General features: G+C 37.9%; 12 protein-coding genes. 5 read left to right on the plus strand and 7 right to left on the minus strand.

The features are described 5' to 3' along the window. Positions 1-308: 308 nt before the first annotated feature. The gene (locus ACIQXF_RS21445) at positions 309-1,478 is read left to right on the plus strand and encodes a pyridoxal-phosphate-dependent aminotransferase family protein (protein WP_402787391.1); all 1,170 of its coding nucleotides are present in this window, start codon (positions 309-311) and stop codon (positions 1,476-1,478) included. 517 nt (positions 1,479-1,995) lie between these two features. Here the strand turns inward: ACIQXF_RS21445 and ACIQXF_RS21450 are convergent. Then, entirely contained in the window at positions 1,996-3,333 is a 1,338-nt protein-coding gene (locus tag ACIQXF_RS21450) for a D-serine ammonia-lyase (protein ID WP_402787394.1), read from the minus strand. Continuing rightward, a complete protein-coding gene (locus tag ACIQXF_RS21455) occupies positions 3,323-3,796 on the minus strand; it encodes a YaiI/YqxD family protein (protein ID WP_402787397.1) in 474 nt (157 codons plus the stop codon). The genes ACIQXF_RS21450 and ACIQXF_RS21455 overlap by 11 nt, the downstream gene beginning before the upstream one ends. A gap of 187 nt (positions 3,797-3,983) precedes the next feature. Between ACIQXF_RS21455 and gdhA the strand changes: the two genes are divergently transcribed. The 3 genes from gdhA to ACIQXF_RS21470 all read left to right on the plus strand — a co-directional run bounded on the left by gdhA (position 3,984) and on the right by ACIQXF_RS21470 (position 7,075). Beyond that, a complete protein-coding gene (gene gdhA / locus ACIQXF_RS21460) occupies positions 3,984-5,357 on the plus strand; it encodes an NADP-specific glutamate dehydrogenase (protein WP_402787400.1) in 1,374 nt (457 codons plus the stop codon). A 230-nt stretch (positions 5,358-5,587) separates the two neighbouring features. Then, entirely contained in the window at positions 5,588-6,274 is a 687-nt protein-coding gene (locus tag ACIQXF_RS21465) for a phosphoribosylaminoimidazolesuccinocarboxamide synthase (RefSeq protein WP_402787402.1), read from the plus strand. A gap of 147 nt (positions 6,275-6,421) precedes the next feature. Then, positions 6,422-7,075 carry a Yip1 family protein gene (locus ACIQXF_RS21470; RefSeq protein WP_402787405.1) on the plus strand — a complete coding sequence of 218 codons (654 nt, stop codon included), beginning with the start codon at positions 6,422-6,424 and terminating at the stop codon, positions 7,073-7,075. Positions 7,076-7,139: 64 nt separating this feature from the next. Here the strand turns inward: ACIQXF_RS21470 and ACIQXF_RS21475 are convergent, their stop codons facing one another. Next, entirely contained in the window at positions 7,140-8,342 is a 1,203-nt protein-coding gene (locus tag ACIQXF_RS21475; RefSeq protein WP_402787408.1) for an NAD(P)-dependent malic enzyme, read from the minus strand. 527 nt (positions 8,343-8,869) lie between these two features. Further along, complete coding sequence (locus tag ACIQXF_RS21480; RefSeq protein WP_402787411.1) at positions 8,870-9,700, minus strand: MBL fold metallo-hydrolase; 831 nt, start codon at positions 9,698-9,700, stop codon at positions 8,870-8,872. Positions 9,701-10,181: 481 nt separating this feature from the next. Here ACIQXF_RS21480 and ACIQXF_RS21485 point away from each other — a divergent pair, with 481 nt between their 5' ends. Then, positions 10,182-10,793, plus strand: coding sequence for a TetR/AcrR family transcriptional regulator (locus ACIQXF_RS21485; protein ID WP_402787414.1), 612 nt, complete (start codon positions 10,182-10,184; stop codon positions 10,791-10,793). A gap of 24 nt (positions 10,794-10,817) precedes the next feature. On the opposite strand, the gene menE is transcribed toward ACIQXF_RS21485, so the two are convergent. From menE to ACIQXF_RS21500, 3 genes are all read right to left on the minus strand, one after another. Continuing rightward, entirely contained in the window at positions 10,818-12,320 is a 1,503-nt protein-coding gene (gene menE, locus ACIQXF_RS21490; protein WP_402787417.1) for an o-succinylbenzoate--CoA ligase, read from the minus strand. A 206-nt stretch (positions 12,321-12,526) separates the two neighbouring features. Next, positions 12,527-14,098 (minus strand): acyl-CoA dehydrogenase family protein, encoded by a 1,572-nt coding sequence (locus ACIQXF_RS21495; RefSeq protein WP_402787419.1) that lies wholly within the window; start codon positions 14,096-14,098, stop codon positions 12,527-12,529. Between the two features lie 247 nt (positions 14,099-14,345). After that, positions 14,346-15,155 carry a sulfurtransferase gene (locus ACIQXF_RS21500; protein ID WP_402787422.1) on the minus strand — a complete coding sequence of 270 codons (810 nt, stop codon included), beginning with the start codon at positions 15,153-15,155 and terminating at the stop codon, positions 14,346-14,348. Positions 15,156-15,162 lie beyond the last annotated feature (7 nt).

Genomic DNA, 15,162 nt, shown 5'->3' on the forward strand with positions numbered 1-15,162 from the left:
CCCAACCATTATAAAGGCTTTTTTTGTGCTTAAATAATATTGCAGAAAATTCAGTTTTATATAAGGTGTTGAATTATTTTAATGCGACGCTAGTGATAAATTATATTTAATTTAATCGTAACCAGCCTCCCCTTTTAACAAAATTTTACCATATATGAAGATTGATATAGAAGTTAGCGTTGCATTCCCACATCCTTTAGTTTTTTCTACATTTTTGAAAAAGAAGTTAGCTAGCAGGATAAATATGTTATATTAAAGTTAGAAAATTTAGAATTCTATATTTTCAAAAGCAAAGGGGATTGATGATTGTGTATGAAAACATTTTAAGACATCCAGGGCCTACGCCTATTCCAAAAAAGGTTCAGCTAGCTATGAATCGTGATATCTTTAGCCACCGAAGTACTGAATTTGTGGAGCTGTACCGTGAGACAGTTGAATTAGTGAAACCTATTTTCGGTACAAAACAGGATATTTTATTACTTCCATCGGGTGGTACTGCTGCTTTAGAGGCTGCTGCGGTGAATACCGTATCAGCAGGTGAAAATGTTGTTGTTGTCACTGTCGGGGCTTTTGGTGACTATTTTGTGTCAATCTGTGAAAAATATGGCTTTAACGTACATAAGCTTGAAAAAGAATGGGGTCAAGCTTGCACGGCTGAGGAGCTACGAGAATTTTTACAGCCATTAAAAGATATTAAAGCTGTTTTTGTGACGTACAATGAAACTTCGACAGGTATTTTAAACCCAATCGCTGAATTGGCACAAGTTGTTCGTGTGGAAACGGATGCTTTATGTATTGTCGATGGTGTAAGTTGTATAGGTGGTTCACCTGCTGAAATGGATGCTTGGGGAATCGATATTCTTGTTACAGGCTCTCAAAAAGCCATGATGCTACCGCCTGGGCTTTCTCTTGTTAGCGTAAGTGATAGAGCTTGGAAAGTCATTGAAGAAAATAAAGCACCTTCCTATTACTTAAATCTATTAAGCTATCGTAGCTGGGCAGAAAAAGGGATGACGCCAAACACGCCTGCTATCACTCTTATCTATGGTCTGAATGAGGTATGCAAGCTAATCGAGCAAGAAGGTGGCTTTGAAAACACAGTCGCACGTCATGAATTAATGAAAGACATGGTGCGTAATGCGATGAAGGCACTAAATATTGAACTTTTAACTGAAGATGACCATGCATCGCCAACTATTACAGCGATTTTGGCACCAAAAGGAATTGAACTAGGTGATTTCTTAACGCATTTAAAGCAGCATTATCATTTAGATTTCGCTGGAGGACTCGGTCATTTGCAGGGTAAAATTTTCAGATTTGGCCATATGGGCTATTGTTTCCCAAGCGATGTGTTACAGGCCGTTTCGTTAATGGAAGCAGCACTTCAAGACTTCTCTTATGATTTTGAACCAGGTGCAGGTGTACGCGCAGCACATGAAGTATTTTTAGCAGCTCAGAGAAAACAGCTTCAACGATAACTTTTCAACAGATATGCAAAACCTCCGACTAGGCTTTATGTTACTGAAATAAAACATTTTTCCTCATTTTATTAGTTACTGACGGTACTTAGGATGATTCGGAGCAAACGTTAAAAATAATATGTATAAAAAATAACAATTAATCTATACTATTAAAGATTTCACTTCAAATCCAATGACTAGGAGGGTTAACCCGATGAGTGGGATGGATTGAAAACTCAGAAGGACCATCAAAACTGAATGAAGCTAAAGCACAGTTGTCTTATTTTAAGATCGAATGCGGAAGCGAGGCAGTGTGTCATGGAGCATTTAAAGTAAGTGAGAATCAAGCCTGGAATACTATTTCCAGGTTTTTTATTGTATCATTTGAACCCCTTATGCGAAAGGGTTTCAGATGATACAAAAAGAGGGATACTAAATTTAGTATCCCTAAAAACCTCATTTACTTATGATATAGTTCTCCGAGGCTATATCCATCTATCTCTACTGTTAAATGATTCAGTTGACCGGCTCACACTCATACATTCTTACTATTACGCAGCGCCTTTGCAATATACTCCATACGCATCTCTTGTGGCACCATACTCCCGCCTGTCGCCCACACAATATGCGTAGCGTGCTCCATTTTGTCTGTTAAATGATGCTTTTCCAAATAACTTTGCCCGTTTTTCATTAACTGTATCGGTCCAAACATCCCTGCATGTGCAGATGGCTCTAAAAATGCCCCTTCACTGTCCATAGCCAAACCTAATGATGTAAACAACTGTTCATCTGTCACTGTATAGCAACCACTGATATACATTTCCATCACTTTGCCAACAAACTTTGATGCACGACCAACAGCAAGGCCATCCGCTTCCGTTTTATTGTCAAGACCAATATCTTCTACACTGATGGCGTCATGTAATCCTGTCATCAATCCAATTGTCATGCAGGGGGAGGCTACTGGTTCTGCAAAGAAAATATGTGCATGCTCTCCAAAAATTTCGCGTATCCCGTATGCAACTCCACCTGGTCCACCGCCTACACCACACGGTAAATAAACGAACAATGGATGGGTTTCATCCACGGTAATGTTCGTCTTTTCAAATTGTATTTGTAAACGCTTTGCTGCCACTGCATAGCCAGCAAATAAATCTTTTGAATTCTCATCATCGATAAAATGGCACATAGGATCTTGTTCAGCCTCTCGGCGACCTTGTTCCACAGCAACACTATAATCAGCTTCATATTCAATCACTGTCGCGCCTTTGTCTCGTAGTAAGGCTTTTTTCCACTCTTTTGCATCACTCGACATATGTACAACGACATTAAAGCCGAGTTTTTTGCCCATAATGCCGATACTTAACCCTAAATTACCTGTTGAACCTACTGCAATTGTATACTGCTGGAAGAACGCTTGAAAATCTTCTGTTGCCAACACAGCATAATTATCCTCTTTTTTAAGTCGGCCACTAGCAATTGCAAGTCGCTCTGCATGCCTTAATACTTCAAAAATACCACCACGTGCCTTAATAGAGCCTGAGATTGGCAAGGCATGATCGCATTTTAAGATCAATCGACCAGGTATCGAAACATCAAATTCCTCTTCAAGGGCTCTCTTTATCAATGGTATATCCTGAATAGAGGACTCAATGAGCCCTTCGCTTTCTAAAAGCTCCGGGAAGGCTACCTTTAAATAGGAAGAAAAGCGTTTAAGCGTTTCTTCCGCTTCCTTGACTTCCTGCATTGAAAAAAGGTCGGTCGTCGCTTCTTTTTGCCAATTTGTATTTTCCCAAAGTACAGTATTCTTATTTGCTATCTCTTTTAGTTTAGGAAATTGATTAAATAGTTCGTGTTTAAGTTCATTTTTCACCCTTCGATTCCTCCATTTTTTGTGCCAAAATCGCTCGTTCACAAATTTGTCGAAATTTCAATTCGAACAAAATATTGTTTTCTTGAGTTCGTTTTTTCGGTCCCTTCGTACGACCACCTGCACGTCTAATTTTTTGTCCGACATGGCGCATATCGAGCAAACGTTCGATATTTTCATTGGACATTTCTCGCCCATTTTGATCGATTGGGTACCCCCCTCTTGCCAAAACCATCGCTGCTAAACCGTAATCCTGTGTAATGACAATATCATGCTTTGAAAGCGCATTCACTAGCGTAAAATCAACCGAATCTGGACCTTTGGGCACCATAATTGTTATTACATTATCACGTTCAATACGGTGGGATGTATCGCAAAACAAGATTGTTTCAATCTCAAACTCAGATGATATAGTTAGCGCTAAATCCACTACTGGACAGGCATCAGCGTCAATTAAAACCTTCACGATAAGGCATCATTCCTTTCTCATAATTAGATGAATCATTCAGTACATAATTATTTTAATATAGTGTTTTCTCGGCTCCCCTTGCTCAATTTTTCACAAACTTTAGACTACTGGAAAAAGTATTTTATTGAATAGTGTGAAAAATAGATATACGATACACCTATCAAATAATTGGAGGTTTTCATTTATGACAACTACAACTGTTAGCAACGAACAATTAGCAAAAGAATACGTAGATGGCGTATTCGAGCAACTGAAAAAACAAAACAGTCATCAAGCGGAGTTCTTACAAGCAGCTGAAGAGATTTTCATCTCATTAGTGCCTGTATTTGTGCAACACCCTGAATATATTAAAGCAAATATCTTATCACGTATCGTTGAGCCAGACCGCATCATTTCCTTCCGTGTCGCTTGGCAAGATGATAACAACCAAGTCCAAGTAAATCGCGGTTATCGTGTTCAATACAGCAACGTGATGGGACCTTACAAAGGCGGTCTTCGCTTCCACCCTTCTGTTAACGAATCAATTATCAAATTCCTAGGCTTTGAACAAATCTTTAAAAATGCTTTAACAGGCCAACCAATTGGTGGAGGTAAAGGTGGCTCAAACTTCGATCCAAAAGGTAAATCAGATTCAGAAATCATGCGCTTCTGTCAAGCATTCATGACTGAATTATACCGCCATATCGGTCCAGATGTCGATGTTCCAGCAGGTGATATTGGTGTCGGAGCTCGTGAAGTAGGCTATTTATGGGGTCAATACAAGCGTTTAACAAAAGCAAACGAATCAGGTGTATTAACTGGTAAAACTCCTGGATATGGCGGTTCTTTAGCTCGTAAAGAAGCTACTGGTTATGGCACTGTGTACTTTGTAAACGAAATGCTACAAGATGCAAATGACTCATTCGAAGGCAAAACAGTTGTAGTCTCTGGCTCTGGTAACGTTTCAACGTATGCAATTGAAAAGGCGCAAGCTTATGGTGCAAAAGTTATTGCTTGCTCTGACTCTTCAGGCTATGTTTACGATCCAGATGGTTTAGATCTTGATGCTATTAAAGAAATTAAAGAAGTAAAAGGCGATCGTATCTCAACTTACGTTAACTATCGTCCAAATGCTACATTTACAGAAGGCTGCACAGGAATCTGGTCAATTCCATGTGACATCGCGCTTCCATGTGCAACTCAAAATGAAATTAACGGCGAGTCAGCTCGTACACTTATTTCAAATGGTGTAAAAGCGATTGGTGAAGGTGCAAACATGCCATCTGATCTTGAAGCTATTAACGAATTCTTAAATGCTGGCGTATTATTCGGTCCTGCTAAAGCAGCTAATGCTGGCGGTGTTGCTGTATCTGCTCTTGAAATGGCACAAGATTCAAGCCGTGTATTCTGGTCATTTGAAAAAGTAGATGCTAAATTACATCAAATTATGAAAGATATTTACGCAGATAGTAAAGCTGCTGCTGAAAAATACGGATACCCTGGAAACCTTGTAGTTGGCGCGAATATTGCTGGCTTCGTAAAAGTTGCAGATGGTATGCTATCTGAAGGCGTTTATTAATAACTCTTTAATCGGAGTTCCCAATGAATGAAGAGTCGTCCATTCAATAATTACGGAATTTTCTTGATTTCACCTAAGATGATAACGAACATTCGTTATCATCTTATTTTTTAGTATAAAACACGTCTAAAAACATAAAAATCAACGTTCAAAACGAACATTTTAGTATTAAATATTTAAAACATTCGTGTTATAATCATAGAGTACTATGAAATATTGGAGGGTTTTTTGTGGAATTATTGTATACAGGTAAAACGAAAAATGTGTTCAAATTAGAAGATGGTCATTACTTATTAAAATTCAAAGATGATGTAACTGGTGAAAACGGCGTATTCGACCCAGGTGCTAATACTGTTGGCTTAACAATCGATGGCGCTGGTCTAGCTGGATTAAAATTAACTTCTTATTTCTACTCAAAACTAAACGAACAAGGTGTTCCTACACACTATGTTGATGCAAACTTCAACGATGCAACAATGACGGTAAAGCCTGCAACTGTTTTCGGTAAAGGTTTAGAGGTCATTTGCCGCTTCAAGGCAGTAGGCTCTTTCCTACGTCGCTATGGTGCTTACGTAAAAGAAGGACAAGACTTAGATTCTTTTGTAGAAGTTACCATCAAAGATGACGATCGACTAGATCCTCCTATTTCTGAAGATGCTTTAGCCATGTTAAACCTGTTAACACATGATGAATATGCAATTTTAAAGCAACGTACAATTGAAATTGCTAAGTTTGTTGCTGCAGAGCTTGCCAAAAAAGGATTAACACTGTACGACATCAAATTAGAATTTGGTCGCGATGCGAAAACAAATGAAATTTTATTAATAGATGAAATTTCTGGCGGAAATATGCGTGCTTACAAAGGCGAACAATATATTGAGCCATTAGATCTTGAAAAAATTATGCTTGCTGAATAATAGAATAATTATTAACAGAGCCGCTACCGGAGCGGCTCTTTTTTATAAGAGTAGATTATTTTAACGTTCGACGAAACTTTTCTTTGTGTCACTCGTATACTATCTATACGCAAGATGCAATAATTCTATTATTTTGGAGGTAGTTTGATGGAAAACTATAATGACATACAACAGGAAAGGCCGAAACTTAATCCATTTTTATCAGTTTGGCTGCATCCAAAGCAAACCGCCCGTTATATGATTAACGATAAATCAATTGGTTTTGTGATTTTGATTCTGTCTCTAGGTTATATCGGTTCTATAATATCTGGGCTGAGAAATTCGGAGTTCTTAGCTGATTTTTCTCCTTGGATTTTGCTGTTGTTATGTGTGATAATCGCCCCAGTAGCAGGGATTATAGGAACAGCCTTTTCCGCCCTTATATCATGGCTATTCGGTAAACTTTTTAAAGGTACAGGTACTTTCTCCGACTTATTTAAAGGATTAAGCTTAGCGGCTATACCAAATATCGTTCTTATTCCATTTTATGTTATTTGGTTATTAACATCACCTGAAACACTAATAGACCAAAACTATATGATTGGGACACATTGGGTTTTTTGGATCATTTTGATGTTAATAACAGTGGTTGTTAGTATCTGGTCTTTTGTAATCACGGTAGGTGTTATTGCAGAAGCACACCAAATTTCAAATTGGATGGCCTTCTTTACAATCTTTATTCCTTCAGTTGTTTTATTTATCTTATTATTCGTTCTATTTTTTGTCATCATAATCGGTCTCCTTGGGGCTGGCATCATGTAAAAAAATCTCCCACTCTCGCGTATGAGAGTGGGAGATTTTTCGTTTAAATGGATCAAGACTGTTGTTAAACAGATAGCGCTGTATTTTGTTGGAATAGCTCCGACACACCTGACTCAACAGCTGCACCACTTACAGCTTGCGAAACAATTTCAACAACCCTCTCATCTAATGATTTAGGTACAATGTATTCCTCCGTTAATTCTTCGTCACTTACTAGAGATGCAATCGCCTCTACTGCGGCTAACTTCATCGATTCATTAATATCTGTCGCACGCACATCCAATGCCCCACGGAAAATACCAGGGAAAGCCAGAACATTATTAATTTGATTTGGATAATCTGAACGTCCTGTTCCCATCACACGCACACCCCATGCCTTGGCATTTTCATAGGTGATTTCAGGATTTGGATTCGCCAGTGCAAAGACAACTGGATCATCATTCATGGAGGCAATATGAGCTTCTGTTAATAAATTGGCAACGGATACACCGATAAAAACATCTGCATCTTCGAGGGCATCCTCTAAAGTTCCATGTAATTTCCCTGGATTTGTTAGATGAGCAACCGCTTCTTTAATTGGATTCATACCTTCAGCGCGCCCTTCATAAATAATTCCTTTTGTATCACACATATAAATATTTTTATAACCCATCTGCACAAGTATACGCAAAATGGCAATCCCCGCTGCACCGGCACCGTTAATAACGACCTTCATTGTTGCCACATCTTTCTTTACAATACGATTGGCATTAATCATACCCGCACCCACAACAATTGCCGTCCCATGCTGATCATCATGGAACACAGGAATATCACATTCTTGACGCAGACGATCTTCTATTTCAAAGCATCTTGGCGCCGAAATATCTTCTAAATTGACAGCGCCAAACGTCGGAGCAAGCGCCTTCACAATGCTGACGATTTCATCCGTATTCTTCGTATCTAAACATATTGGAAAAGCATCAACATTGGCAAAACGCTTTAATAAAATCGCCTTCCCCTCCATAACAGGTAATGCCGCCTTCGGACCAATATCCCCTAACCCTAAAACCGCAGTGCCATCTGACACAATCGCAACCATATTCCCTTTCATAGTAAAATCGTAAACTAGCGATGGATTTCTTTCAATTTCTATACATGGTGCAGCTACTCCTGGAGAATACGCAAGACTCAGATCATAAGAATCCTGCACAGGTACCTTTGAAATCACCTCTAATTTACCACTATAATACTCATGCATTTCTAAAGCCTTTTTCATAATATCCATTCAATCCCATCCTTTTCCCTGTGTTTTTTATTGTATTTCAGAATCATAATACTTTGTGAAAACATAGTCAACAAATTTTCTGTAAATTCAATCAATTCATCTATGAACACAATATTTTTCTTCGTTAATTACATTTTTGTATCATGTTATAGCTTTCACAATCAATTATTTTTATATAATAAATATCTTTTATTACTTGGTGAAAAATGTACAAATACAGCCTTTAAGCCTGTTCAACTTTTCACATAGTATTTTTCTTATGTAAATGAGATATTTTTCACAAACTTATGTAAGCGCATCCATTGTGACATCACGCTTTGTCACAATTTCTTCACATTTTTTCACAAAGTTTTTTATTATCCTTCCTAAAGTATTCTTATGAAAGTAAGAGTCTAAAAGCTACAGGAGAGCACCTGAGAGCTTCTTTTCTTTTCTGGACCCGAGCGTTTTTGATGGGGACACGAGCGTTTTGGCAGCCTCATGGGCATATTATTTTCTCTATAGCCAAGTAAACAAAAAAAGAGCCCTTATGTTAAGGACTCTTGCTTAAATTGATTTATAAAAGCAGTGATAATATGCTTGGAGGACCATTGTTCCCCGGATGCTTTTGTAATCGGATAATCACGAGGAAAGATTGCTTTTGTGATTTCTTCTACTGAATAACCTTTATTAAACAATTGCTTTACAGCACCCTCCATTTCTTCTAAATAAGTAATTTTTTCTTTTATTTTCGTTCGACCATCCTCTATAAAACCTGCGTGACAGCAATATATTACCTCAAAATCATAGTTTAATAGTTTCTTCAAAGACGCCAAGGTATGTACGATATTTTCTTCATCAAGCACAACCTTAGTCTTTGTCTGTATAAACAAATCTCCTGTAAACATAGCGCCTGTTTCTCGATTGTAAAAAGATAAATGATCTGTTGTATGTCCTGGTGTTTCAATAACATCCCATATAGCTGAATTTGTTTGCAATGTATCGCCAAACGATTGAGCAACAAACGCTGGTCGCTCTCCCCATAATGCCTGTCGATAAAGTGGATACTCGCCATCCTCTGCACAAAGACTTACTGAATCACGGTGAATATAGATAGGTACATTCTTATGCTGCTGAATCCATGCAGCATTTCCTGCATGATCCTCATGGGAATGTGTTAATGCCAATTGCTCAATCGATAACTCTTTAAAAAAGGATTGGAACTCCTGTGAAAGTGAGTATGAGCCTGTATCAATTAGTAACCCATCCACAAAAAAGCTATACACACTCATGCCAATGCCCTGAATTGCTACTTTGCCGTGAGCACATCGTACATCACGATTCTGTTGAATCTCTATACTTTTCTCTCGCTTAAACATCCTTTCTCCCCCTTTGCCCCTTGTACAAAGAGTTTAGCATAAAATGAATTGCGAGTCATTTTTAGGAATAGGTAACAACAAAGGAATTTTTCTTTACATGTTTTCGGAACGTTATTACATGAAGGAATAAGCGTATATTCACAGCAAATAAAAGTAGACGTCGAGGAAAATAATTCCATACACTTTATTAACATAGTCCAACTAATAATAATCGAAAACACAATCACTATATATTTTTTTGTAGTTAGACTGTTCAATCAAAAGAGTAATTGCTGCGAAAAAATGTTACTCATAAATGTTAGGATTATAGCGAAAGCCATGTATTTTTTTTAGGTGTCTATTCTTTATAAAAGGAAAGACTTTTTTAATAGGCTCCATAAACAAGGATATCTTGCAGAAGATTAGCTATCAAAATATTTATTGTCATTTTCCGACGTTTTTTATAGAATTTTATTAATATAAATTGCGAAGGAGCTATGAAATGGAGGAAAAAGAAGTTCAGCCATTATCCAAACGTGAACAGAAAAAAAATATTAATAGAGAAAATATTATCAATGCAGCTATCGAATTATTTAGTTCAAAGCCATTTGCTGAGGTAAGTATGCGAGCTATTGCTAAGCATGCAAACGTTTCTCCGGGTCTTATCTATCAGTATTTTGATGATCAACAGCATCTTTTTATGACTGCATTTAAAATTGAAAGCTCAAGCCTATTAAACGTATTACAACAAACCATCGAGGTACAAGATCATCAATTAGAATTACTAGCAACAAAATATATAGAATATATGTACACGCATGATAATTTATTTCAAATGATGACCTATTTCATGCTAGAAAACGAACAACATGGAAATGTCTCACATGAGCTTCGTGACATTACCGATAGGTTATTTTCACTTTTCAGAGAAGCTTTAAGTAAACATCTCCCTGAGGATCATTTAAAAAATGCTGTACAGCTTTTTTTCGCATCGTTAAACGGCATATTAATTACCTATAAAAATTTACCTGGTCGCTCCTCATACTCTACTTGGCAACACATCGAACAATTAACCAATCTTCTGATAGCCACAATAAAAAGGCAGGAAAACTAATACCTGCCTTTTTTGTCTCATATTTTATTGTTGTTTGACTCCCTGCTTTAGCTTATGCTTTTGTAACTTTCCAACAGCATTTCGAGGAAGCTGTTCAACAAACTCTACTTCCTTTACCGCTTTATAAGAAGCTATATTCCCTTTACAAAACTCGATTATTTCCGCTTCTGTAATAGATGCTCCTGGTTTGGCAACTATATAAGCCTTTGGAATCTCGCCCCACTTTTCATCTGGAATGCCAATAACTGCTACATCTGCAACACTTGGATGTGTGGAGAGAGCTAATTCTAATTCTGCTGAATAAATATTTTCTCCACCACTAATAATCATATCTTTTATGCGGTCAACAACATATAAATAGCCATCACTATCGATATAGCCGACATCTCCTGTATGATACCAACCGTTCCTTAATACTTGCTGTGTAGCTTCCATATTTTCGAAATAACCAACGAACACTTGCGGGCCGCGTAAACTAATTTCCCCTACCTCACCTGCTGGTAGCATTTCACCTGACTTTACATCAACAATTGCTATTTCACCATGCATAATCGATTTTCCCATGGAATCATACTTATCTCTATTCATCTGTTCCTTCCACATCGTAACTGCACCTGTGTATTCCGTAATACCATACACCTGTTGAACTGGAATACCTAACTGGCGAAAACCTAAAATTAGTGGGGCAGGTACAGATGAAGCACCACATGTAATGTTTCGAATAGAAGATGAGTCAACATTAGCTACCTCATATGTTTTTAATAAATACGCTAGCATCGTTGGTACTGTCATCATCGTTGTAACTTTTGCATTCTCTACGATTTTCCAAGCAGCAATCGGTTCAAACGCTTCCATTAGTACCATTGTGCAGCCACACATAATATTCGTAATGAGCGGGGCTATACCACCAATATGGAAAAATGGTGCCACCATTAAGAAACGGTCATCCTCCCACCAGTCTATTGTTTGTGATAAACCCATTCCAGCAGCCAATAAATTATTGTGGGAAATCATCACTCCCTTTGGCTTACCTGTAGTGCCCGATGTATACATGATAAGCGCTACGTCATCATTACTTGCGTCGTAAACAGGTTCATGGACGTTCTCATCAAAAATAGATTGCAAAGAAGGCACGGTTTCATGAGATAAAACATCTGTAATCGCTACTTGCTCTTGTAATGCACGAATAGTTGACTCAAAGTCTACATCATAAATAACCAGCGTTACTTTACTGTGCTCCACAATATATCGGAGCTCTGGTACTTGGAGGCGCCAATTTAAGACAACGGTGATGACACCAATTTTAGCTGCACCCATTAACACAGCAATAAAATCCTCATTATTCTTGCATAATACAGCGATACGATCCCCTTTAGAAAAACCTTGTTTCTTTAAAAAATGAGCAAAGCCATTTGCTCTTGCATTCATTTGTTGAAATGTCCAACGCTTGTCTTTGTGAATAAAAGCCTCTTTCTCCCCCATTAAAGCCGCACGATTTTGTAACAACTTACCAATATTGATGTTCATAATTGCCACCCCTAAACAATTTTTTGTTAACATACTAGTGAAACTGCAATCAATGAGGGTTTACCTCATCCCCACTGATTGCCAGCCGAACCAATCGGGCTTTTACAGGTAGTCGATCTCCCAATATATGTTTTTTGCTTCACTTAAAGTGGGAGTCTTGTACCTGTCGCTTCGCTTTAAGTACAGATAAATTACTGCCCGTTTATTCAAGATAAAATTGGTAATTCCTTTATATCCTTTATGGTTTGCTCCTGAAATAAAGTAAAGATTTCTTCCCAAATTTGTTCCCATTTTCTTGCAGCTTGCCGATTCTCATGGTTTGGTAAAGCGATTAAATTCACTTGCATTAATTGCTCTATTTGCTCAGCAAAAAGCTTTACTTCTTTCTCTGAACTATCTACGAGTATGCTTGCAATTAAATCATACACAGACATTTGTTGTCTCATTTTCATAATATCTCTGTAAATTTGAGATAATAAAACGTTTCTTGGCCCTTCCCACAATTCATTCACTAAGCTATCTCTAAATAATCTTGGAATTGAGGAAAAATCTTCAATGGCCCCATGCCCACCAAAAATGGAAATAGCCAAACGCAGCTTATCTACAGCTTCTTTAGAGGCATAAATTTTTTGTAATAAAATTAATTCACGAACAACGAATGCCTCTAGTGTATTAGGCTTTTCTTGTATTTGATTAAATGCTTCATAAATATAAAAGGCTGTTCCTACAATGCGTTTTGCGGCATATTCTAAATCCTCAAGTTGTGCTGAAGCCATCGGGAATTCATCAATTTGCCGATCAAATACCGATCTAAAACGTGCATATAGCTTAGCTTCCCTTGCCGCTCTCATTAAAAAAGCTCCACTAGCAAATCCAATATCCAATCGAGAACGGGTTAAAACGATACTGACTGCAAGGGCAACTCCTCGATTTTGTGGGCCTATGCGATATGCGATAGCTCCTTGATAATCGATTTCTGCGGATGGTAATTCTGCAGTACCGATTTTCCATTTCAAACGATTTATAAAATGGTGATTTCTTTTCTCTTTTTCCTTATCCCCATGAAGCCATGTAGGTACAATAAACACTGCAATATCACTAGTATTCTCAATGCGTGCAGTTACTACAGAATAATCAGCATGCACAGCAGAGCAGAAAAATTTATTACCAAATAACCGATAATGATCGCCTTCAAGCTTAGCCGTTAATACATTCGCTGGAATGTTTGATCCCCCTTGAATCTCAGACATATACTGTGCACCTATACCAAAGTGTCCATCATAACCTTCTGTCACATGTTCATAAATGTTTTTTACTTCATCAGGAATTTCATCCTTGAAATGTTCTATTAAGGCAACAAGTCCATCTGTACATGCTAACGGACAAGTAATACCCGCTTCTCCGTTACCATGTAAAAAGAAGCGTTTTAATATCCCCTCATTTTTTAGTTGTTGCTTGGAAAATAAACCATGACCAAATATGTCTTTCTCCATTTGTTGCATCTCATGCGAACGAATAATACGATCAATGCGCTCATTATATGCATTGTAATGTCTTATTTTGGGCTGATTTTCCGGCCTCGCACTTTCAGCAGCCACTGCACGCCAGTCTGTTGATAATTTTTCTACAAAAGGCTTTATTTTCGGCAACATACCATCCCATGTTTCACTACAAAACTGTTGTAATACATGTAATAAAAAAGGATTTTCCAAATCATTCATAGTATCTCTTTTATCAATAAATTCTCGAAAACTATATGTTTTTTCTGCAACACACATGAAAACATACCCCTTTTACTAAATTTTAAGAATATTTTAGCATCACAAAACCACAAAGTAAACACCGTTTATTTTTATTGAAAAATAAATTGCATAATGCACATTTTTACGGTCTATGCACCACTCTAGCTGCGACATCTTCGCTTTGACGATTCTACCTCACACTTCGCACTTTCTATCCGTCAAATTGCCTTAATCCCCCTAACAATCTGCATAAAAAAACGCTCACCGAAGTGAGCGTTTCCTTTTATTCGTTTGTACCTTTTTCTACATCGTATTGGGTAATCCAGTCGCTAAAGCTTCCAACATATAGTTGAATGTTTTCGTAACCTTCATCTGCTAGTACTGCATACAATGGTGATGCTGTAACACCGCTACCACAGTAGACAACAACATGTTCGTCGTGTGTAACCTTGCTGCGTAGCGCATCATTGGCCTGTAATTGGCCATTTGCCTTTAATTGCTCCCAGTCAAAGTTTTTCGCTGTAGGAATATGCCCAGCTACTTTATCCAATGGCTCTATTTCTCCACGATAACGAACTGCTGCACGAGCATCAAGTAACGTCGCTTTTACTTCCCCATCTACAATCGCTTTTACCGCTTCGCGTGGTGCATATAGTTCGTCTCGCCATTCAAATTCAATCGTAGTCGGTGGGTATTTAATAATGTCTTTTGTAAATGGTAACTTTTCTTCAAGTGCTGGTGCACCACCATTTGCAATTACTACATTCTTAAAGCCAGCATATGACAACATCCACCAAGCTCTCGGTGCAAATGGTGCAGCTCCTTGATCATAAACAATGATGTGGTCCTCATAGTGTAATCCTAGTTCTTGAAATACTGCCGATAGCTTTTCCTTATTCGGCATTGGATGACGCCCATTACTAGACTCCATATCTGATAGCTGCTGCTCTAAATCTATATAGACAGCACCTGGTGCGTGCCCTTCTTCAAATGCTTTTTTACCTGCTTCTTTGTCCTGTAAATCGAAACGAGCATCTATGAAACGGGCTCCGTCAAGCTGAATTTCCCCTACTGATTTGAATACTTTTCCCATACGAATC

This window comes from Lysinibacillus sp. NPDC097231, from assembly GCF_044761885.1.
Lineage (GTDB): Bacteria > Bacillota > Bacilli > Bacillales_A > Planococcaceae > Lysinibacillus.

What these genes read in the sequence shown, in the direction of transcription:
- gdhA (WP_402787400.1), top strand. Translation starts at nt 3,984, where the DNA reads ATGACAACTACAACTGTTAGCAACGAACAATTAGCAAAAGAATACGTA.
- ACIQXF_RS21470 (WP_402787405.1), top strand. Translation starts at nt 6,422, where the DNA reads ATGGAAAACTATAATGACATACAACAGGAAAGGCCGAAACTTAATCCA.
- ACIQXF_RS21475 (WP_402787408.1), bottom strand. Translation starts at nt 8,342, where the DNA reads ATGGATATTATGAAAAAGGCTTTAGAAATGCATGAGTATTATAGTGGT.
- ACIQXF_RS21480 (WP_402787411.1), bottom strand. Translation starts at nt 9,700, where the DNA reads ATGTTTAAGCGAGAGAAAAGTATAGAGATTCAACAGAATCGTGATGTA.
- ACIQXF_RS21485 (WP_402787414.1), top strand. Translation starts at nt 10,182, where the DNA reads ATGGAGGAAAAAGAAGTTCAGCCATTATCCAAACGTGAACAGAAAAAA.
- menE (WP_402787417.1), bottom strand. Translation starts at nt 12,320, where the DNA reads ATGAACATCAATATTGGTAAGTTGTTACAAAATCGTGCGGCTTTAATG.
- ACIQXF_RS21495 (WP_402787419.1), bottom strand. Translation starts at nt 14,098, where the DNA reads ATGTGTGTTGCAGAAAAAACATATAGTTTTCGAGAATTTATTGATAAA.
- ACIQXF_RS21500 (WP_402787422.1), bottom strand. Translation starts at nt 15,155, where the DNA reads ATGGGAAAAGTATTCAAATCAGTAGGGGAAATTCAGCTTGACGGAGCC.